At 71.5% G+C, this 20,290-nt stretch carries 21 protein-coding genes; 18 read left to right on the top strand and 3 right to left on the bottom strand.

Going from position 1 to position 20,290, the window contains the following annotated elements:
- The first annotated feature begins 190 nt into the window (after positions 1 to 190).
- The 8 genes from map to truA all read left to right on the top strand — a co-directional run bounded on the left by map (position 191) and on the right by truA (position 5,469).
- Positions 191 to 1,027 carry a type I methionyl aminopeptidase gene (gene map, locus AB0E77_RS02035; protein WP_361564185.1) on the top strand — a complete coding sequence of 279 codons (837 nt, stop codon included), beginning with the start codon at positions 191 to 193 and terminating at the stop codon, positions 1,025 to 1,027.
- A 168-nt stretch (positions 1,028 to 1,195) separates the two neighbouring features.
- On the top strand, positions 1,196 to 1,417 hold the full coding sequence (infA, locus tag AB0E77_RS02030; RefSeq protein WP_003948620.1) for a translation initiation factor IF-1: 222 nt from the start codon (positions 1,196 to 1,198) through the stop codon (positions 1,415 to 1,417).
- 67 nt (positions 1,418 to 1,484) lie between these two features.
- The gene (gene rpmJ / locus AB0E77_RS02025; protein WP_003974245.1) at positions 1,485 to 1,598 is read left to right on the top strand and encodes a 50S ribosomal protein L36; all 114 of its coding nucleotides are present in this window, start codon (positions 1,485 to 1,487) and stop codon (positions 1,596 to 1,598) included.
- Positions 1,599 to 1,786: 188 nt separating this feature from the next.
- Positions 1,787 to 2,167, top strand: a complete 381-nt coding sequence (rpsM, locus tag AB0E77_RS02020; RefSeq protein ID WP_004984507.1) for a 30S ribosomal protein S13 — start codon at positions 1,787 to 1,789, stop codon at positions 2,165 to 2,167.
- A gap of 66 nt (positions 2,168 to 2,233) precedes the next feature.
- Positions 2,234 to 2,638, top strand: coding sequence for a 30S ribosomal protein S11 (gene rpsK / locus AB0E77_RS02015; protein ID WP_003956432.1), 405 nt, complete (start codon positions 2,234 to 2,236; stop codon positions 2,636 to 2,638).
- Positions 2,639 to 2,851: 213 nt separating this feature from the next.
- Positions 2,852 to 3,874, top strand: a complete 1,023-nt coding sequence (locus AB0E77_RS02010; protein WP_003966937.1) for a DNA-directed RNA polymerase subunit alpha — start codon at positions 2,852 to 2,854, stop codon at positions 3,872 to 3,874.
- A 204-nt stretch (positions 3,875 to 4,078) separates the two neighbouring features.
- Positions 4,079 to 4,540 carry a 50S ribosomal protein L17 gene (gene rplQ, locus AB0E77_RS02005; protein ID WP_361564182.1) on the top strand — a complete coding sequence of 154 codons (462 nt, stop codon included), beginning with the start codon at positions 4,079 to 4,081 and terminating at the stop codon, positions 4,538 to 4,540.
- A gap of 74 nt (positions 4,541 to 4,614) precedes the next feature.
- Positions 4,615 to 5,469, top strand: coding sequence for a tRNA pseudouridine(38-40) synthase TruA (gene truA, locus AB0E77_RS02000; RefSeq protein WP_361564179.1), 855 nt, complete (start codon positions 4,615 to 4,617; stop codon positions 5,467 to 5,469).
- A gap of 4 nt (positions 5,470 to 5,473) precedes the next feature.
- On the opposite strand, the gene AB0E77_RS01995 is transcribed toward truA, so the two are convergent.
- A complete protein-coding gene (locus tag AB0E77_RS01995; RefSeq protein ID WP_361564176.1) occupies positions 5,474 to 6,358 on the bottom strand; it encodes a hypothetical protein in 885 nt (294 codons plus the stop codon).
- A gap of 74 nt (positions 6,359 to 6,432) precedes the next feature.
- Between AB0E77_RS01995 and AB0E77_RS01990 the strand changes: the two genes are divergently transcribed.
- The 4 genes from AB0E77_RS01990 to glmM all read left to right on the top strand — a co-directional run bounded on the left by AB0E77_RS01990 (position 6,433) and on the right by glmM (position 10,472).
- A complete protein-coding gene (locus AB0E77_RS01990) occupies positions 6,433 to 7,638 on the top strand; it encodes a glycosyltransferase family 87 protein (protein WP_361564173.1) in 1,206 nt (401 codons plus the stop codon).
- 207 nt (positions 7,639 to 7,845) lie between these two features.
- The gene (gene rplM / locus AB0E77_RS01985; RefSeq protein WP_361564170.1) at positions 7,846 to 8,289 is read left to right on the top strand and encodes a 50S ribosomal protein L13; all 444 of its coding nucleotides are present in this window, start codon (positions 7,846 to 7,848) and stop codon (positions 8,287 to 8,289) included.
- A 41-nt stretch (positions 8,290 to 8,330) separates the two neighbouring features.
- Positions 8,331 to 8,843, top strand: a complete 513-nt coding sequence (gene rpsI / locus AB0E77_RS01980) for a 30S ribosomal protein S9 (RefSeq protein ID WP_161162943.1) — start codon at positions 8,331 to 8,333, stop codon at positions 8,841 to 8,843.
- A gap of 270 nt (positions 8,844 to 9,113) precedes the next feature.
- On the top strand, positions 9,114 to 10,472 hold the full coding sequence (gene glmM / locus AB0E77_RS01975) for a phosphoglucosamine mutase (protein ID WP_361564167.1): 1,359 nt from the start codon (positions 9,114 to 9,116) through the stop codon (positions 10,470 to 10,472).
- Positions 10,473 to 10,498: 26 nt separating this feature from the next.
- On the opposite strand, the gene AB0E77_RS01970 is transcribed toward glmM, so the two are convergent.
- Together AB0E77_RS01970 and coaA are read right to left on the bottom strand one after the other, a co-directional pair.
- Positions 10,499 to 11,449 carry a DUF389 domain-containing protein gene (locus tag AB0E77_RS01970; protein ID WP_361564164.1) on the bottom strand — a complete coding sequence of 317 codons (951 nt, stop codon included), beginning with the start codon at positions 11,447 to 11,449 and terminating at the stop codon, positions 10,499 to 10,501.
- Between the two features lie 31 nt (positions 11,450 to 11,480).
- Positions 11,481 to 12,449 (bottom strand): type I pantothenate kinase, encoded by a 969-nt coding sequence (gene coaA / locus AB0E77_RS01965; RefSeq protein WP_361564434.1) that lies wholly within the window; start codon positions 12,447 to 12,449, stop codon positions 11,481 to 11,483.
- Positions 12,450 to 12,681: 232 nt separating this feature from the next.
- Between coaA and AB0E77_RS01960 the strand changes: the two genes are divergently transcribed.
- The 6 genes from AB0E77_RS01960 (at position 12,682) to alr (ending at position 20,234) form a co-directional block, all read left to right on the top strand.
- Positions 12,682 to 13,470 carry a hypothetical protein gene (locus tag AB0E77_RS01960; RefSeq protein ID WP_361564161.1) on the top strand — a complete coding sequence of 263 codons (789 nt, stop codon included), beginning with the start codon at positions 12,682 to 12,684 and terminating at the stop codon, positions 13,468 to 13,470.
- 118 nt (positions 13,471 to 13,588) lie between these two features.
- Positions 13,589 to 15,436 (top strand): glutamine--fructose-6-phosphate transaminase (isomerizing), encoded by a 1,848-nt coding sequence (gene glmS, locus AB0E77_RS01955; protein WP_361564158.1) that lies wholly within the window; start codon positions 13,589 to 13,591, stop codon positions 15,434 to 15,436.
- 169 nt (positions 15,437 to 15,605) lie between these two features.
- Complete coding sequence (locus AB0E77_RS01950; protein ID WP_361564155.1) at positions 15,606 to 16,814, top strand: acyltransferase; 1,209 nt, start codon at positions 15,606 to 15,608, stop codon at positions 16,812 to 16,814.
- A gap of 32 nt (positions 16,815 to 16,846) precedes the next feature.
- Entirely contained in the window at positions 16,847 to 17,218 is a 372-nt protein-coding gene (locus AB0E77_RS01945) for a holo-ACP synthase (protein WP_361564152.1), read from the top strand.
- Positions 17,219 to 17,314: 96 nt separating this feature from the next.
- A complete protein-coding gene (locus AB0E77_RS01940) occupies positions 17,315 to 18,781 on the top strand; it encodes an NAD(P)H-hydrate dehydratase (protein ID WP_361564149.1) in 1,467 nt (488 codons plus the stop codon).
- A gap of 280 nt (positions 18,782 to 19,061) precedes the next feature.
- Positions 19,062 to 20,234, top strand: a complete 1,173-nt coding sequence (alr, locus tag AB0E77_RS01935) for an alanine racemase (RefSeq protein WP_361564147.1) — start codon at positions 19,062 to 19,064, stop codon at positions 20,232 to 20,234.
- Positions 20,235 to 20,290 lie beyond the last annotated feature (56 nt).

The raw sequence follows: 20,290 nt of genomic DNA, 5'->3' as shown, positions 1-20,290 counted from the left end.
AGCCGCGGTTCCCCTTGAGGAGCCGCGGCTGTGGTGTGGGTGGGGTGGGTCGCGCAGCCCGGCGCGAGCGGCGTGCCTCCCCCCGGAGGGGGGACCCCCGTCGCCCCGGCGGCACGACCGCCCGCGACGGAGCGGGGTCGTATCGTTGAGTCCGTCCGTCTTCCTCAGGTCCAGAAAGGCCGCAGCCCCCATGGTGCAGATCAAGAGCCCCGAGCAGATCGCCAAGATGCGTGAGGCGGGGCTGGTCGTCGCCGCCATTCACGCGGCCACGCGCGAGGCCGCCGTGCCCGGCGCCACGACCAAGGACCTGGACCAGGTCGCCCGCAAGGTGCTCGCCGAGCACGACGCCAAGCCGAACTTCCTCGGGTACGGCGGCTTCCCCGCGACGATCTGCACGTCCGTGAACGAGGTCGTCGTCCACGGCATCCCGTCCGACGACGTGGTCCTCAAGGACGGGGACGTCATCTCCATCGACTGCGGCGCGATCATCGACGGCTGGCACGGTGACGCCGCCTACACGGCCTTCGTGGGCTCCGGTCACGCCCCGGAGCTGGTCGAGCTCTCCCGCGTGACCGAGGAGTCGATGTGGGCCGGCATCGCGGCGATGAAGCAGGGCAACCGGCTCGTCGACATCTCGCGGGCCGTCGAGACGTACATCCGCCGCCAGCCCAAGCCCGGCGGCGGCAAGTACGGGATCATCGAGGACTACGGCGGCCACGGCATCGGCACCGAGATGCACATGGACCCGCACCTGCTGAACTACGTCGACCGGCGCCGCGGCAAGGGCCCGAAGCTGGTGCCCGGCTTCTGCCTGGCCATCGAGCCGATGGTGTCCCTCGGCACCCCGAAGACCGAGGTCCTCGAGGACGAGTGGACCGTCATCACGACGGACGGCACCTGGTCCTCCCACTGGGAGCACTCCGTCGCCCTGACGGAACAGGGCCCCCTGGTCCTGACGGCCCCCGACGGCGGCAAGGCGAAGCTGGCCGAGCTCGGGGTCACGGCGGCTCCGGACCCGCTGGCCTGACGCGGGCCCCCTTGCATGACGATCTCCCTCTTGGGGCAGACTTCCTCGTTTCGCCTTTTCGGGGGCGCTGACGTAGACTGACTCGTCGGCTCCAGTGCACCCGTATGCCTGCATCTGCTCGCAGGGTGTAGCGGAGTCGATCAAGGTAGTCGATTCGAAGGGCGAAGCGTGGCCAAGAAGCAAGGTGCCATCGAGATCGAGGGCACTGTCGTCGAGTCTCTTCCGAACGCCATGTTCAAGGTCGAGCTCCAGAACGGCCACCAGGTCCTGGCACACATCAGCGGCAAGATGCGCATGCACTACATCCGCATCCTCCCTGACGACCGGGTCGTGGTGGAGCTGTCTCCGTACGACCTGACGCGTGGCCGGATCGTCTACCGGTACAAGTAGATCTTGCCCACGTCCCGCGGCACTGTGCCGCGGGACCGCCGGCAACTGACCCGGAGAACCTCACCCCATGAAGGTCAAGCCGAGCGTCAAGAAGATCTGCGACAAGTGCAGGGTGATCCGCCGTCACGGTCGGGTCATGGTCATCTGCGACAACCCGCGCCACAAGCAGCGCCAGGGCTGACGCACGACCGTTCCCTCCGCGATTCGCATGACTTCGCGCGACGCGAGCTGAACATGTTCATACGCAGGACCCGGGCACCCAGGTGCCCGACACCCCCGGTTCGGAGGCCGGGGACCCGGTTCGTACCTGATACGGCGGCCGGGGACCGGTTCTGTGGAAGACCTCCGACAATCAACTGGAGCCATTGAATGGCACGCGTTTCCGGTGTTGACATCCCGCGCGAAAAGCGCGTGGAGATCGCCCTCACCTACGTGTTCGGCATCGGCCGGACCCTCTCGCAGCAGACGCTCGCTGCCACCGGCGTGGACCCGAACACCCGTGTTCGCGACCTCTCCGAGGAGCAGCTCGTCGCGATCCGCGAGTACGTCGACAACAACATCAAGACCGAGGGTGACCTCCGTCGCGAGATCCAGGCCGACATCCGCCGCAAGGTCGAGATCGGTACCTACCAGGGTCTCCGTCACCGTCGCGGTCTGCCCGTCCGCGGTCAGCGCACCAGCACCAACGCCCGCACCCGCAAGGGCCCGCGTCGCGCCATCGCCGGTAAGAAGAAGCCGGGCAAGAAGTAGTCCGCAGCGGACTCGCCGTCCAGCGGTCTTCGCTGTAGGACCGACCACCTCCCGTAGGAGAACGACATGCCCCCCAAGGGACGTCAGGGCGCTGCCAAGAAGGTGCGCCGCAAGGAAAAGAAGAACGTCGCTCACGGCCACGCGCACATCAAGAGCACGTTCAACAACACCATCGTGTCGATCACGGACCCGTCCGGCAACGTGATCTCCTGGGCCTCCGCCGGCCACGTCGGCTTCAAGGGCTCCCGGAAGTCCACGCCGTTCGCCGCGCAGATGGCCGCCGAGTCGGCTGCCCGCCGCGCTCAGGAGCACGGCATGCGCAAGGTCGACGTGTTCGTCAAGGGCCCGGGTTCCGGTCGTGAGACCGCCATCCGCTCCCTGCAGGCGACCGGCCTCGAGGTCGGCTCCATCCAGGACGTCACGCCCACCCCGCACAACGGCTGCCGTCCGCCGAAGCGTCGTCGCGTCTGACGCTCGGCTCGGCGGACCGGCCTCCGGCTGGGGGTGTGGGGGTCGCCCCCCCACATGTCGCAGTACGGCTGCCGTCCGCCGAAGCGTCGTCGCGTCTGACCTCGCTTCACAGGGATTTCCGGGCGGTACGGCTCTTTCGGGTCGTGCCGCCCGTACCCTTGCAGTACTAGTCGGGCGTCAAATAGCGGGCGCCCCTGACTGAAGGATCACCACATGCTGATCGCTCAGCGTCCCTCGTTGACCGAAGAGGTCGTCGACGAGTTCCGCTCCCGGTTCGTCATCGAGCCGCTGGAGCCGGGCTTCGGCTACACCCTCGGCAACTCCCTCCGCCGCACCCTCCTCTCGTCGATCCCCGGCGCTGCTGTCACCAGCATCCGCATCGACGGTGTCCTGCACGAGTTCACCACCGTGCCGGGCGTCAAGGAGGACGTCACCGACCTCATCCTCAACATCAAGCAGCTGGTCGTCTCCTCGGAGCACGACGAGCCGGTCGTGATGTACCTGCGCAAGCAGGGCCCGGGTCTGGTCACCGCCGCCGACATCGCGCCGCCGGCCGGTGTCGAGGTGCACAACCCCGACCTCGTCCTCGCCACGCTCAACGGCAAGGGCAAGCTGGAGATGGAGCTGACCGTCGAGCGCGGTCGCGGCTACGTCTCCGCCGTGCAGAACAAGCAGGTGGGCCAGGAGATCGGCCGTATCCCGGTCGACTCGATCTACTCGCCGGTGCTCAAGGTCACGTACAAGGTCGAGGCCACGCGTGTCGAGCAGCGCACCGACTTCGACAAGCTGATCGTCGACGTCGAGACGAAGCAGGCCATGCGGCCGCGTGACGCCATGGCGTCCGCCGGCAAGACCCTCGTCGAGCTGTTCGGTCTCGCCCGCGAGCTGAACATCGACGCCGAGGGCATCGACATGGGTCCGTCCCCGACGGACGCCGCGCTCGCCGCCGACCTGGCGCTGCCGATCGAGGAGCTGGAGCTCACCGTTCGGTCGTACAACTGCCTCAAGCGTGAGGGCATCCACTCCGTGGGTGAGCTGGTCGCTCGCTCCGAGGCCGACCTGCTCGACATTCGTAACTTCGGTGCGAAGTCGATCGACGAGGTCAAGGCGAAGCTCGCGGGTATGGGGCTTGCGCTGAAGGACTCGCCTCCCGGGTTCGACCCGACCGCTGCCGCCGACGCCTTCGGTGCCGACGACGACGCGGACGCGGGCTTCGTCGAGACCGAGCAGTACTGAGAGCTCGGGCCATTCGGTCCGTACTCGGGTGCGGGTGTGCTGTGGCTGGTCGCGCCCACGCGGCGGAGCCGCACATGAGTACAGTCCCGCGCCCCTTCCGGGGCGCCCCTTCGGGGCTGCCCCGGATCTCCGACGGGCGACCGCCCGCTCGGATACTGACCCCGGTACCTGATACGGCCGGGGCAGACACCTAGGAGAAACACCATGCCGAAGCCCACCAAGGGTGCCCGTCTGGGCGGCAGCGCCGCGCACGAGAAGCTGCTCCTCGCGAACCTCGCGAAGAGCCTCTTCGAGCACGGCCGCATCACCACGACCGAGGCGAAGGCGCGCAAGCTGCGTCCGTACGCCGAGCGTCTGGTCACCAAGGCGAAGAAGGGCGACCTTCACAACCGCCGTCAGGTGCTCCAGGTCATCACGGACAAGAGCGTCGTCCACACGCTCTTCACCGAGATCGGCCCCCGGTACGAGAACCGTCCCGGTGGCTACACCCGGATCACCAAGATCGGCAACCGCCGTGGCGACAACGCGCCCATGGCCGTCATCGAGCTGGTCGAGGCGCTGACCGTGGCGCAGCAGGCCACCGGTGAGGCCGAGGCCGCGACGAAGCGTGCCGCCAAGGACGCCGAGGCGACCGAGGCTGTCGCTGAGGAGTCGAAGGACGCGTAAGCGTTCTGGGCGTCGGGCGGGTCCGCTCCCTTCGGGGGGCGGGCCCGCTTTCGTGTGGGTGAGAGGATTTCTGGGTGAGTGACGAAGTGGAGCCCGGGTTCGTGCGGGTGCGGCTGGATCTGTCGTACGACGGGTCCGAGTTCTCCGGCTGGGCCAAGCAGGCCGGTGGGCGGCGGACCGTGCAGGGGGAGATCGAGGACGCGCTGCGGACCGTCACGCGGTCGCCGCGGACGTACGAGCTGACCGTGGCGGGGCGGACCGACGCGGGCGTGCACGCCCGGGGGCAGGTCGCCCATGTGGATCTGCCGCGTGAGGTGTGGGCCGAGCACCACGGGAAGCTGCTCAAGCGGCTCGCCGGGCGGCTGTCGCGGGATGTGCGGGTGTGGGCCCTCAGGGAGGCGCCCAGCGGCTTCAACGCGCGCTTCTCCGCGGTCTGGCGGCGCTATGCCTACCGGGTCACCGACAACCCCGGCGGCGTCGATCCGCTGCTGCGCGGACACGTGCTGTGGCACGACTGGCCCCTCGACGTCGACGCCATGAACGAGGCCGCCCGCGGGCTGCTCGGGGAGCACGACTTCGCCGCCTACTGCAAGAAGCGGGAGGGGGCCACCACCATCCGCACGCTCCAGGAGCTGAGCCTGGTGCGCGGGGACGACGGAATCATCACCGCCACCGTGCGGGCGGACGCCTTCTGCCACAACATGGTGCGCTCGCTCATCGGCGCGCTGCTGTTCGTCGGCGACGGGCACCGCACGCCCGACTGGCCGGCGAACGTGCTGGCCGCGGGCGTACGGGACTCGGCCGTGCACGTCGTACGGCCGCACGGGCTGACCCTGGAAGAGGTCGGCTATCCGGCGGACGAGCTGCTCGCGGCGCGGAACAAGGAGGCGCGCAACCGGCGGACCCTGCCGGGGGCCGGCTGCTGCTGAGCCGCTACCCGGCCGTCGCCGCCGCCGACGCCTGGGCCTCGCCGCGCCGGCGGATCTGCCGGACGGCGAACTCGGCGAGGTCGTCACCGGTGCGGAAGACGGCCGTGTCCTTCTCCGTCACGTTCTTGCCGTTCGTGAAACCGGCGATCGTGAAGTAGGCGTAGCGGCCGAAGGAGTTGGTGGTGGAGCGGCAGACCGCGCCCGTGCAGAACGACTTGACGCCGCCGCCCGACAGCGAGCGCACGATGCTCTTCTTGTCGGTCTGGCCCTTTGCCTTCAGCGCCTGCGCCTCGTTGTCGAAGACGGCCACGCCGACCGTCACCGCGATGCCGTCCTTGGTGTAGGTGACGCGGATCAGCCGTGTGCAGCCGTTGGCGGTGAGGGCCTTCGGCAGGGTGCCCTGGGCGGCGGAGGCACAGGTGCGGGTGTCCGCCGTCGGACCCTTCTTGTACACGATGTCGCCCATGGTCAGCTGCGTGCCCGGGAAGAGGATGTCCGGGCTCAGCGGGGCCGTGTCCTTCTTGCTGCTGGACACGAAGTCCTTGGGGTCCAGCGGCGGCGGGGCGCTGGTCGGCGCGAACGAGGGGGGCGCGGCCGACTGGCCGGGGATGTCCGCGGTCGACGGGAGCTGGGAGGAGGGCGGGTCCGACGCCTGGTCCGAGCCGTTCGCCGAGACCACGGCCACGGCGACGGCACTGGCGACCGCCACGGTGGCCAGCGCGCCGCCGCCGATGAACAGCAGCCGGCGCCGCTTGTTACGGGCCTCCGAGGCCTCCGCGAGCGCGGCCCAGTCCGGGGAGTCGCCGCCGCCGCTGTTCCAGGGCTGCTGCTGCGATTGCGGTTTCCAGGGATCCCACTGTGACTGAGGTCCCCCCTGCCCAAAGCTCATGGGCGGCATCTTAGACGGGTGGAGAGGCGTGCTGGTGCGGCTGTGGAGGGGCCGCAGCGCCTAGCGTTCCCCTCATGCGGACGGGCAAAGACGACATCTCCGGGTGGTTGGTGCGTCCCGCGGGCGGGCATGCGTGGGCGGCCCTCGTGGCGGTGCTGGGGGCGGCGGCGCTGAGTGCGGCCCGGGCGGCTCCGGACGGGGGGATGGACAACGCGATCGTCGTGCGGGCCGCCCGGACCTGGCTGGCCGGCGGCTCCCCGTACGACGATCCGCACTTCCTCTATCTGCCGAGCGCCGTCCTGGCCGCCGTCCCGCAGGCGCTGCTGCCCGGGGCCGTGCTGCGGGTGCTGGTGCCGCTGGCGGTGACGGGGCTGCTGGCGCTGGCCTGGGGCTGTGCGCTGCGGCTGCACCGGGTGCCGTACGGCAGCCGCCTCGGCGTCCTCGGGCTGACCGGGCTCGCGGCGGGCTTCGCGCCGTTCGGGCACCTGGTGCGGCTCGGCAACTGGACGGTGACGGCGGCGGTGGGCCTGCCGCTGTGCCTGCTGCTGGCGAGCCGGGGCCGGTGGACGGCGGCGGGCGCCGTCATCGGGGTGGCCGTGGCGCTCAAGCCGCTGCTCGCACCCGTGGTCCTGCTCTTCGTGTTCGCCGGACGGTGGCGGGCCCTCGCGGTGGCCGTCCTGGTGCCAGCGCTGGCCTCCGGCGCGGCGGCGCTGGTGATGCCGGACCCGGCCGGCTTCGTCACCCGCACCCTGCCGTTCCTGTTCCACGGCGACGACGGGTTCCTGCGGCTCTACGAGGCCTCCCCGGCGGCCGTCCTGCCCCGGCTCGGGGTGGCGGAACCGCTCGCACAGGGGGTCGCGACGGCGGCGGCGGGGGCCGGGGTGCTGTGCGCGTGTCTGCGCTGGCGCCGCGCGGACGCCGGACCCCTGCGGTACGCGGAGACCGGCGCGGGACTGATGCTGTCGGCCTTCCTGGTCTCCCGGCCGTCCTACGACCACTACCTCCTGGTCGCGGTGCCGCTGCTGCTCGCCGGGCTGCCGTACGCCGGGGCGGTGGCCCGGGGGCCCTGGTTCTGGCTCGCCCTGGTGCCCCAGGCGCCGGGGCTGACGTGGCCCTGGCTGGAGACGGCGCGGGAGCGGGCCTTCAAGGACGCGTTCACGCTGTGCCTGCTGGTGTGGGCGGTGGCGCGGCGGGCCCGGGGCGGTGCGGATCCCGCCGGTGATCAGGGCGGTGCCGGGCGCGGGGGTCAGCCCGTACGGGTGCCGGCTGCTCCGTTTTGACCCGGCTATGGCACCCCGGGTACTCTGCACAGTCGTATGTGTATTGGCTTGCTCATTCTCACGTGAGGGGCCCTTACACCGGTCCACCGGGACCGATGACCAGCGACCAGCACGCGGTTTGCGTCACCGCTGTGCGGTCAAGGCTGTCGTGATCGTCTTCGGTGACCTTGTCAGGACCATTCACTGAAGAAGCGAAGGCTACGAACCGTGCGTACGTACAGCCCCAAGCCCGGCGATGTGACGCGCCAGTGGCACGTCATCGACGCTCAGGACGTCGTCCTGGGTCGTCTGGCCTCCACCGCCGCCTCCATCCTGCGTGGCAAGCACAAGCCGATCTACGCGCCCCACGTCGACACCGGTGACTTCGTCATCATCATCAACGCCGACAAGGTGCACCTCTCCGGCAACAAGCGGACCCAGAAGATGGCGTACCGCCACTCCGGCTACCCGGGCGGTCTGCGCTCCGTGCGCTACGACGAGCTGCTGGAGAAGAACCCGGAGAAGGCCATCGAGAAGGCCGTCAAGGGCATGCTCCCGAAGAACTCCCTGGGCCGTCAGATGCTCTCGAAGCTGAAGGTCTACAAGGGTGACCAGCACCCGCACGGCGCGCAGCAGCCGCAGCCGTTCGAGATCACCCAGGTCGCGCAGTAAGTCCGGCCACCCCCTAAGACGAAGAGAATCTGAGGAGCATCGTGGCCGAGACCACTGCCGAGCAGCCGATCGAAGAGATCGACATCGAGAGCTACACCACCGAGTCCGAGGTCCCCGTCGAGGGTGAGTACACCTCGGAGTCCATGGCGTCCCGCTTCGGCGAGCCCCAGCCGGCCGCCGGCCTGGGCCGTCGCAAGAACGCCATCGCCCGTGTCCGGATCGTCCCGGGCACCGGCAAGTGGAAGATCAACGGTCGCACCCTCGAGGACTACTTCCCGAACAAGGTGCACCAGCAGGAAGTCAACGAGCCCTTCAAGGTGCTCGAGCTCGAGGGCCGTTACGACGTCATCGCCCGCATCGCGGGTGGCGGTGTCTCCGGTCAGGCCGGTGCGCTCCGTCTCGGTGTCGCCCGTGCGCTGAACGAGGCGGACGTCGACAACAACCGCGGCCCGCTGAAGAAGGCCGGCTTCCTCAAGCGCGACGACCGTGCGGTCGAGCGCAAGAAGGCCGGTCTCAAGAAGGCCCGCAAGGCTCCGCAGTACAGCAAGCGCTAAGCCTCGCTGCCTGTACTCCGAACGCCCCGGCGGCACGCCACTGTGCTGCCGGGGCGTTCGTTTATCTCCGTCGTTGGGCGTATAACGGCACAAGACGTTGAAACGTTCGGACGTTGAGACGCTCTGAGGCTGAGACGCTCAGACGTTCAAAGGCTTGTGTGATCGGATGGCCGGGCCGCGCGGTGTGACGCGTGACCGGCACCCCGGGAGCCGACTGCGTGGGCCGCACCAGCAGCCGCTCCCGGAATTGACGTTTCCTCAGGAGGACAAGTGGGACGACTCTTCGGCACGGACGGCGTGCGCGGTGTCGCCAACGCGGATCTGACGGCCGAGCTGGCGCTCGGTCTCTCCGTCGCCGCGGCGCACGTACTGGCCGAGGCGGGCACCTTCGCCGGGCACCGCCCGACCGCGGTGGTCGGACGGGACCCGCGCGCCTCCGGGGAGTTCCTGGAGGCCGCCGTGGTCGCGGGCCTGGCCAGTGCCGGCGTGGACGTGCTGCGGGTCGGCGTGCTGCCGACGCCCGCGGTGGCCCACCTCACCGGCGCGCTCGGCGCCGACCTCGGCGTGATGCTCTCCGCGAGCCACAACGCCATGCCCGACAACGGCATCAAGTTCTTCGCCCGCGGCGGCCACAAGCTCGCCGACGAGCTGGAGGACCGCATCGAGTCCGTCTACGCCGAGCACCGCACCGGCGCCCCCTGGGACCGCCCGACCGGCGCCGGCGTCGGCCGCGTCCGCGACTACGACGAAGGGCTCGACCAGTACGTCGCCCACCTCGTCGGGGTCCTCCCGAACCGTCTCGACGGGCTGAAGATCGTCCTGGACGAGGCGCACGGCGCGGCCTCCCGGGTCTCTCCGGAGGCGTTCGCGCGGGCCGGTGCCGAGCTCGTCACCATCGGCGCGGTGCCGGACGGCCTCAACATCAACGACGGCTGCGGCTCCACCCACCTCGACCTGCTCAAGGCGGCCGTCGTCGAGCACGGCGCCGACCTGGGCATCGCCCACGACGGTGACGCCGACCGCTGCCTGGCCGTGGACCACACCGGCGCGGAGGTCGACGGCGACCAGATCCTCGCCGTGCTCGCGCTCGCGATGCGGGAGCGGGACGCGCTGCGCTCCGACACCGTCGTCGCCACCGTGATGTCCAACCTGGGCTTCAAGCTGGCCATGGAGCGCGAGGGCATCCAGTTCGTGCAGACCGGCGTCGGCGACCGGTACGTGCTGGAGGAGATGAAGCAGCACGGCTACGCCCTCGGCGGTGAGCAGTCCGGCCACGTCATCATCCTCGACCACGCCACGACCGGCGACGGCACGCTGACCGGGCTGATGCTGGCCGCGCGGGTCGCGCAGACCGGCCGTACGCTGCGGGACCTCGCGTCCGTGATGGAGCGGCTGCCGCAGGTGCTGATCAACGTGCCGGACGTGGACAAGGCGCGGGTCAAGACGTCCGCCGAGCTCGCGACCGCCGTCGCGGAGGCGGAGCGGGAGCTGGGCAGCACCGGGCGGGTGCTGCTGCGGCCGTCGGGGACCGAGCCGTTGGTGCGGGTGATGGTCGAGGCGGCGGACATCGAGCAGGCGCAGTCCGTGGCGGGGCGGCTGGCCGATGCGGTGAAGTCGGCGCTCGGGTGAGTCGGCGGCGCCGGGTGGACATCACGTCACCCGGCGTCGTCCGTTCTCGTCAGCCGGTGGCGCTGGGTTGCCCACAGGGCTTTCTGGGTCAGCAGGGTCAGGGTGCCGGCCAGGACGATGCCCGCAAGGTTGAGCAGGAGCTGCTCGCTGGATCCCACCGTCTGTTTCGTGTCGCCGAAGCTCAGCGCCACCGCCGCGTTCGCCGCTGCCGGGACCGTGGTGACCGAGATGGCCACGCCCACCAGGGCGCCGGACTTGGCGCTGGTCAGGGAGAGGGTGCCCGCGATGCCCGCCAGGACCGCCACCACGAAGGAGAAGGCGTCCGGGGCGTAGACGAAGCCCGTGTTGGGGCGGTCGCCCTCCAGCTTGGCCTCGCTGAACAGGCCTAGGCCGGACATGATCCAGCTGAAGCCCACCGTCACCGCCATCGCCACCGCGAAGCCCGCCAGCAGGGCGACCAGCGAGCGCAGCGCCAGGCGTGGGGCGCGCTGGACGATCGCGGTGCAGATGCCGGCGAGGGGGCCGAACTCCGGGCCGACCGCCATCGCGCCCACGATCAGGACGGCGTTGTCGAGCACCACACCACAGGCCGCGATCATCGTGGCGATGGTGATGAAGGCGACGTAGGTGACGGAGAGGGTCGACTCCTCGCTCGTCGCCTCCTCCAACTGCTCCCACAGCACCGCGTCCGCGGGCTCGCCGGGCGCGTCCCGCTCCGCCTCGTCGGCGCGCCGGGACAGCGACAGGTCGATGCCCTCGGCGGTGATGGCGCCGTGGTCGTCGATGCCCAGACCGCGGAGCCGGCTGATCATCTCGTCGGCGGCCTCGCGGGCCACGTCGCACATGACGACGTCGCCCTCCGGGTCGCGGGCGGCGCCGGGCAGGACGACGAGGTGGGTGGTGCCGACCGTCCGGCCGATCAGACGGACCACCTCGTCGGTCCGGTCGGCCGGGGTGATCAGGCGAAGATGCAGCATCCGGTATTTCTACCGGCAGCGGACGCCTTCGTCACAGCTTGCGCAGCCGCAGGCGCTGCACCTTGTGGTCAGGACCCTTGCGCAGGATGAGGGTGGCCCGGCCCCGGGTGGGGGCCACGTTCTCCACCAGGTTCGGCTTGTTGATGGTGCGCCAGGTCGTGCGGGCGTAGCCGAGGGCCTCCTCCTCCGAGACCTGGGTGTACTTGCGGAAGTACGAGGAGGGGTTCTGGAAGGCGGTCGCGCGCAGCTTCTTGAAGCGGTTGAGGTACCAGCGCTCGATGTCCTCGGTGCGGGCGTCGACGTACACGCTGAAGTCGAAGTAGTCGGCGAGGCCGACCCTGGTGCGGCCGTCCTTGCCGGGCAGCGCGGGCTGGAGCACGTTCAGGCCCTCGACGATCAGGATGTCGGGGCGGCGCACGACGAGCTTCTCGTCCGGGACGATGTCGTAGATGAGGTGGGAGTAGACGGGGGCGGTCACCTCGGCCTTGCCCGCCTTGATGTCGGCGACGAAGCGGGTCAGCGCCCGGCGGTCGTACGACTCGGGGAAACCTTTCCGCGACATCAGGCCGCGGGCCTCCAGCTCCTTCGTGGGCAGCAGGAAGCCGTCGGTCGTGACCAGTTCGACGCGCGGATGCTCGGGCCAGCGGGACAGCAGCGCCTGGAGGAGGCGGGCGACGGTGGACTTGCCGACCGCGACCGAGCCGGCGACCCCTATGACGAAGGGCGTGCCCGACTGGGAGCCCTGCTCGCCGAGGAAGGTGTTCAGCGCGCCGCGCAGTCCGTCGGTGGCGCCGACGTAGAGATTGAGCAGCCGGGACAGCGGGAGGTAGATGTCCCGCACCTCGTCGAGGTCGATGACGTCGCCGAGGCCGCGCAGCTTCTCCACCTCCTCGGCGGTCAGCGGCAGCGGCGTCTTGTCGCGCAGCGCGCTCCACTCGGGACGGGTGAGGTCGACGTAGGGAGTCGCCTCCGGCCGGGACCGGTGGGCGCTCCGGGGCATCGCGGGGACCGGAGAGATCACAGTCCATTGTTAACGGAGTTTGAACGGGGCTGCGGGTGGGGTGCGTCACGCCGGGGCGTACCCCGCCCGGCGAGATCACGCCGGCGTCACGGTCGCGTACCGGGTGATCATGCAGTGGCCTTCGCGTGATCACCTGTGACCGTGCTGTGAGTACAGTGCGCGCGAAGCATGCGGAGCTCCTCCGCTGTCCTGGCAGAAAGAGTCATCCCACGTGAGATCGACCGCTGTGCGCCGTACCGCCCTGGCGACCTCGGCCGCCGCCCTGGCCCTTCTCGTCACCGCCTGCGGCGGGTCCTCCGACGAGGGCGCCAAGACCGGTGCCGGCAAGGCCGACGGTGACAAGAACGCCTCGTCGGCCCCGGCCGCCGCCAAGGCGCTGACCGCCGCCGAGCTGGAGAAGGCCGCCCTGGCCCAGGCCGACGTCAAGAACGGCAAGGTCACCGAGGCCGCCGCGACGGACGACATCCCGCAGGACCAGGTGAAGGCGGACAAGGCCGAGTGCCAGCCGCTCGTCTTCGCGCAGACCGGCGTGGCCGCGGGCAAGCCGGCGGCCACGGTGAAGCGGTCCTGGACGGAGGAGGGCAAGAAGCCGTCCGGGGACGACCTGTCCGAGGAGGCCCTCACCGACGCCTTCGACCTGGACAAGCTCCTGGTCACCCTGGCCTCCTACGAGGACGGCGGCGCCGAGACGGTCCTCAAGGACGTGAACTCCGCCGTGAGCGCCTGCGCGGGCGGCTTCAGCTACACCGTGGCCGGCGTCAAGACGCAGGTCGTCAAGGTGGTCGCCGACAAGGCGCCCGCCGGTGCCGACGAGGCCGTCGGGGTGACGCTGACGGTGGCCGGCGACGAGGGCGACAAGTTCCCGCTCAAGGTCGCCGTCACCCGCAAGGGCTCCACCGTGGCGTCCTTCACCGTGATGAACCTGGCCTCAGCCGCCTCCGGCAAGGACTTCCCCTTCCCGACCGAGATCAGCGACGCACAGCTCGCCAAGCTGGGCTGACCGGACGGACCGGACCGGCCGTAGATTCCCACCGGGGGGTTCGTACCCCGGTGGGAATTTCCGATTTCGGGCACGTGACGACAGGTTGGTGACCGAACCTGACCGTAGGCTGCCGGTCATGTGCGGAATCGTGGGATATGTGGGGTCGCAGTCGGCGCTCGATGTCGTGGTCGCCGGACTGAAGCGGCTGGAGTACCGGGGCTACGACTCGGCGGGCGTCGCCGTGCTCGCCGACGGCGGGCTCGCCACCGCCAAGCGGGCCGGCAAGCTCGTCAACCTGGACAAGGAACTGGCCGAACACCCACTGCCGTCCGCCACGGCCGGCATCGGCCACACCCGCTGGGCCACGCACGGCGGACCCACCGACGCCAACGCGCACCCGCACCTCGACAACGCCGGGCGGGTCGCCGTGGTCCACAACGGCATCATCGAGAACTTCGCCGATCTCCGGGCCGAGCTGGAGGAGCGCGGCCACGAACTGGCCTCCGAGACCGACACGGAGGTCGTCGCCCACCTGCTCGCCGAGGAGTACTCGGCCTGCGCCGACCTGGCCGAGTCGATGCGGCTGGTGTGCCGCCGCCTCCAGGGCGCGTTCACGCTGGTGGCGGTGCACGCGGACGAACCGGACGTGGTCGTCGGCGCGCGGCGCAACTCACCGCTCGTGGTCGGCGTGGGGGAGGGCGAGCACTTCCTCGCCTCCGACGTCGCCGCGTTCATCGCCCACACCCGGGAGGCCCTCGAACTGGGCCAGGACCAGGTGGTGGAGCTGCGCCGGGACGGCGTGACCGTCACCGGCTTCGACGGCGACCCCGCCGAGGTGCGCGCCTACCACGTCGACTGGGACGCCTCCGCCGCCGAGAAGGGCGGCCACGACTACTTCATGCTCAAGGAGATCGCCGAGCAGCCCAAGGCCGTCGCCGACACCCTCCTCGGCCGCATCGACGGCTCCGGCTCCCTCACCCTGGACGAGCTGCGCATCCCCGCCGGCGTGCTCCGCGAGGTCGACAAGGTCGTCATCGTCGCCTGCGGCACCGCCTTCCACGCCGGGCTGATCGCCAAGTACGCCATCGAGCACTGGACGCGCATCCCCTGCGAGGTGGAGCTCGCCAGCGAGTTCCGCTACCGCGATCCCATCCTGGACCAGCAGACCCTGGTCATCGCCATCTCCCAGTCCGGCGAGACCATGGACACCCTCATGGCGCTGCGCCACGCCCGCGAGCAGGGCTCGAAGGTGCTCGCCATCTGCAACACCAACGGATCCACCATCCCGCGCGAGTCCGACGCCGTGCTCTACACGCACGCCGGGCCCGAGGTCGCCGTCGCCTCGACGAAGGCCTTCCTGACCCAGCTGGTGGCCTGCTACCTCGTCGCCCTCTACCTCGGCCAGGTCCGCGGCACCAAGTACGCCGACGAGATCCGTGACGTCGTCCGCGACCTCTCCCGCATCTCCGGCGCCGTCGAACGGGTCCTGGAGACCATGCAGCCCGTGCGGGAACTGGCGCGCTCGCTCGCCCACAAGGACACGGTGCTGTTCCTGGGCCGGCACGTGGGGTACCCGGTCGCCCTGGAAGGCGCCCTGAAACTCAAGGAGTTGGCGTACATGCACGCCGAGGGCTTCGCGGCGGGCGAGCTGAAGCACGGGCCGATCGCGCTGATCGAGGAGGACCTGCCGGTCGTCGTGGTCGTGCCGTCCCCGCGCGGCCGTTCCGTGCTCCACGACAAGATCGTGTCCAACATCCAGGAGATCCGGGCCCGGGGTGCGCGGACCGTCGTCATCGCCGAGGAGGGCGACGAGGCGGTCGTCCCCTACGCCGACCATCTCGTCCGGATCCCCGCCACCCCGACGCTGCTCCAGCCGCTGGTGGCGACGGTGCCCTTGCAGGTCTTCGCCTGCGAGCTGGCCACGGCCCGGGGCAACGAGGTGGACCAGCCGAGGAACCTGGCCAAGTCGGTGACGGTGGAGTAGGGGTGCGGGCTCGCCGCGGTTCCCGCACCGGATGGGACGTAGGTCACGGACACCCCCTCTGTGCGGGCGCGGCGCTGATCGCTAAGGTACGGGGGTTTGCGGTTGGTGCTGCAGTGACTACCCATGCCCACCGACCGGGACCGCACGCGGATACGACTGGTGGACCGTCATGACCACAGCCCCCCCGGCGCCCACGACTCCGGCCACGGAGCGGCCAGGGCTCGCTGATCGGGCCGGCACCCTGCCCACGCGACTGGCGTCGCTGACCAGCCTGCGCTTCTTCGCGGCCTTCGCGGTCTTCGTGCATCACTTCAACGGAGTGAGCGCGGGCGGCGGAGTGTGGCGGGTGCCCGACCTCTTCCCGTACTCGAAGATCGGCGCGCACGGCGTGACGTTCTTCTTCGTCCTCTCCGGCTTCCTGCTCACCTGGAGCCACAAGCCGACCAACGGCAAGGGGACCTTCTACTGGCGGCGCTTCGGCCGCATCTACCCCGCGCACCTGGTCGCCGCCGTCGCCGCGATCGCCGTCTTCTACGGCATGGGCGACGACCACACCGACGCGATCAGCCTGATCTCGTCCCTGCTGCTGGTGCAGGCCTGGCTGCCGAACGCGATGCCCACCCTGCCGGGCAACCCCGTCACCTGGACGCTCAGCGTCGAGCTGCTCTTCTACGCGCTCTTCCCGCTGCTCATCGGCCGCCTGCGCGCCTGGCGGACCAGGACCCTCGCGGTGGTCACCGTGGCCGGCCTGGTCGCGATGTGGGCCGTGCACGTGGCGGCCGACCACTACCTGAACGCGCACGACGCCTCCTGGGTGATGCGGCACCCGGTCGTCTACCTGCCGCAGTTCCTCGTCGGCGTCACCTTCGCCATCGCCCTGCGCCGCGGCCACCGCGTCCCCCTGCGCCCCACCGCCGTGGTCGTGCTGCTCTTCGTGTACGCCGTCGTCTTCACCCGCGCGGACGACTGGGGCAACCGCTTCACCGCCCACCAGATGGAGTGCACCGTGCGCCCCGTCATCGCGGTGCTGTCCGTGCTGCTGATCGCCGCCTGTGTGCAGAACGAGGCCGCCGGCCGCGCCCGGCTGCTGACCAACCGCTCGCTGATCATGCTCGGGGCCAGCTCGTACGCCTTCTACCTGGTCCACCAGACCGTCAACCAGTTCATCCGCGAGTACTGGCCCCACCGGATGGCGCCCAGCAACGAGGCGATCGTCTTCCTCCTGGGCACCTTCCTGGTCTCCCAGGCCCTCGCCTGGCTGCTGTACCGCTGGGTCGAGGAGCCGGCCCAGCTGTGGTGGTCCAAGCGGGCGCCGGGGTCCCGCGCCTCCCGCCGCGCCGCCGGCGCCGAGAAGGCGTCGGCACCGGTCGCCCCCTAGGGCGCGCGGGGCGGCCTCGTAAGGTGCTCGGCATGAGCATCATCGGGGTCGGGATCGACGTGGCCGAGATCGACCGTTTCGGGGCGTCGCTGGAGCGCACGCCGGCCTTGGCGGAGCGGCTCTTCCTGAAGCGCGAACTGCTGCTGCCCAGCGGGGAGCGCCGCGGCGTCGCCTCGCTCGCCGCCCGGTTCGCGGCGAAGGAGGCGCTGGCCAAGGCGCTCGGCGCGCCGGCGGGGCTGCACTGGACGGACGCCGAGGTGTACGTCGAGGACAGCGGACGCCCACGGCTGCGGGTCACCGGGACGGTGGCGGCGCGGGCGGCGGAGCTGGGGGTGACCTCGTGGCACGTGTCGCTCAGCCACGACGCGGGGGTGGCGTCGGCGGTGGTGGTCGCGGAGGGGTAGGTCCCCCGGGAGGCGGGGCTCCGGAGGCGTTCGGCCGGGGTGAACCGGGCCGGCGGGGTCCGTGAGCCTCGCGGTGGACCGGGAAGACTCCACGGCATGCGGACTGCGTACAGCGTGGAGACGGTCAGGACGGCCGAACGGGAACTGATGGCGAGGCTGCCGGACGGCGCCCTGATGCAACGGGCGGCTGCCGGGCTCGCGGCCGCCTGCGCGGAGGTGCTCGGCCGGGTCGCCGGGCGGGTCTACGGCAGCCGGGTCGTGCTGCTGGCCGGCAGCGGGGACAACGGCGGCGACGCCCTGTACGCCGGGGCCCGGCTCGCCCGGCGCGGAGCCGGGGTGACGGCCGTCCTGCTCACACCCGAGCGCGCGCACGCCGGAGGGCTGGCGGCCTTGCGGCGGGCCGGCGGACGCGTGGCCGCCGACGGTGCCGGGGAGCGGCTGGTCGAGCGGGCCGACCTGGTCGTGGACGGCATCGTCGGGATCGGCGGCCGGGGCGGGCTGCGGGCGGACGCGGTGCCGCTGGCCGCCGCGGCCGGGCGGTCCCGGGCCGCCGTCGTCGCGGTGGACCTGCCGAGCGGGGTCGACCCCGACACGGGGGAGGTGCACGGGGAGGCGGTACGGGCCGACCTGACGGTGACCTTCGGGACCCACAAGCCGGGGCTGCTGGTCGACCCGGCGCGGGAGTACGCCGGGTCGGTGCGGCTCGTCGACATCGGGCTGCTGCTGCCGCACGACGCGGCCGAGCTGGAGGCGTTGCAGCACGCGGACGTGGCGCGGCTGCTGCCGGTGCCGGGGGCGGAGAGCGACAAGTACCGGCGCGGGGTGGTCGGCATCGCCGCCGGGTCGGCGCGCTATCCGGGGGCCGCCGTGCTCGCCGTCTCCGGGGCGCTGCGGGGCGGGGCCGGGGCGGTGCGGTACGTGGGGCCGGCGGGGGACGCGGTGATCGCGCGGTTCCCGGAGACGCTCGTGTCGGACCAGGGGCCGAAGCGGGCGGGGCGGGTGCAGGCTTGGGTCGTCGGACCCGGGGCGGGGGACGACGCCGGGACGGTGGCGGAGGTGCTGGACACGGAGGTGCCGGTGCTGATCGACGCGGACGGGCTGCGGCTGGCCGACGCGGGGGCGGTGCGGGGGCGTACGGCGCCGACGCTGATGACGCCGCATGCCGGGGAGGCGGCGGCACTGCTCGGGGTGAGCCGCGAGGAGGTCGAGGGGGCGCGGCTGGCGTCGGTACGGGAGCTGGCGGCGCGGTACGGGGCGGCGGTGCTGCTGAAGGGGTCGACGACGGTCGTGGCCGCGGCGGGCGGGAAGGGGCCGGTGCGGGTGAACGCGACGGGGACGTCCTGGCTGGCCACGGCGGGGAGCGGGGACGTGCTGTCGGGGCTGGCGGGGTCGTTGCTGGCGGCGGGGTTGTCGGCGGTGGATGCGGGGAGTGCGGGGGCGTATCTGCACGGGCTCGCGGGGCGGCTGGCTTCCGTGGGTGCGCCGGTGGGGGCGCATGACGTGGCGGAGGCGGTGCCGGTTGCCTGGCGGGACGTACGGGGGGTTGTCGGCGGACGGGGGTGACGCGTCGGCTTCGGCTTGGCGTCCGGCGTCGGTGCGGGGCGCGTTGTCGTGGCGTCGGGCGTCGGTGCGGGTGCGTTGTCGCGGCGTCCGGCGTCGATGCGGGTGCGGCGTCCGGCGTCCGGCGTCGGTGCGGAGCAGCAGTGGGTGTGCAGCCCGGCGTTGCGGGGTGCCTCCCAGGCCGTTCAGGCACTGGGGGAGGCACGATTGCCCGCAGCTGCGCCTGCCTGTGAGCGGCGGCTGCGGTGGGGCTGAGCGGGGGCTCTGAGAGACTGTGGGGACGATGAGTGAGACTTCTGTCCGGTGGGACGCGGCTCTGCGGGGGCGGGCCGAGATCGATCTGGCCGCGCTGCGGGCCAATGTGCGCGCGCTGCGTGAGCGGGCGCCCGGCGCGGCGCTCATGGCTGTGGTCAAGGCCGATGCCTACGGCCACGGCGCGATCCCCTGCGCTCGCGCTGCCGTCGCCGCCGGGGCGACCTGGCTCGGTACCGCCACGCCCCAGGAGGCGCTCGCGCTGCGCGAGCAGGCCGGACTGCCGGACGACCTGCGGATCATGTGCTGGCTGTGGACGCCGGGCGGCCCCTGGCGCGAGGCCGTCGAGGCCCGCCTCGACGTGTCCGTCAGCGGCATGTGGGCCCTGAAGGAGGTCACCGCCGCGGCCCGCCGGGCCGGTCGCCCCGCACGCGTGCAGCTCAAGGCCGACACCGGGCTCGGCCGGGCCGGCTGCCAGCCCGGCGGCGACTGGGAGGAACTCGTCCGCGAGGCCCTGCGCGCCGAGGCCGAGGGGCTGATCCGCGTCACCGGGCTCTGGTCGCACTTCGCCTGCGCCGACGAGCCCGGCCACCCCTCCATCGCCGCCCAGCTCACCCGCTTCCGGGAGATGACGGCCTACGCCGAGCGGCAGGGCGTGACCCCCGAGGTGCGGCACATCGCCAACTCGCCGGCCACCCTCACCCTCCCCGAGGCCCACTTCGACCTCGTGCGCCCCGGCATCGCGATGTACGGCATCTCGCCCAGCCCCGAGATCGGCACCCCCGCCGACTTCGGACTGCGCCCCGTGATGACGCTGTCCGCCGCCCTGGCCCTGGTCAAGCAGGTCCCCGGCGGCCACGGCGTCAGCTACGGCCACCACTACACCACCGCCGGCGAGACCACCCTCGGCCTCGTCCCCCTCGGCTACGCCGACGGCGTCCCGCGCCACGCCTCCTCCACCGGACCCGTCCTGGTCGACGGCAAGTGGCGCACGATCGCGGGACGGGTCGCGATGGACCAGTTCGTCGTCGACCTGGGCGGGGACCGGCCCGAGTCCGGCGCCGAGGCGGTGCTGTTCGGACCCGGCGACCGCGGCGAGCCCACCGCCGAGGACTGGGCGCAGGCCGCCGGCACCATCGCGTACGAGATCGTCACCCGGATCGGCGCGCGCGTCCCCCGCGTCCATGTGAACGAACACGAGTGACGGCCGCGGGCCCCGTGTGACCAGTGACACGTGACGCGGGCCCGGCCCGGCGTGTA

It is taken from the genome of Streptomyces sp. NPDC032940 (assembly GCF_040636935.1).
Taxonomy (GTDB): Bacteria; Actinomycetota; Actinomycetes; order Streptomycetales; family Streptomycetaceae; genus Streptomyces.
This window is presented reverse-complemented; position numbering and strand designations above follow the sequence as displayed.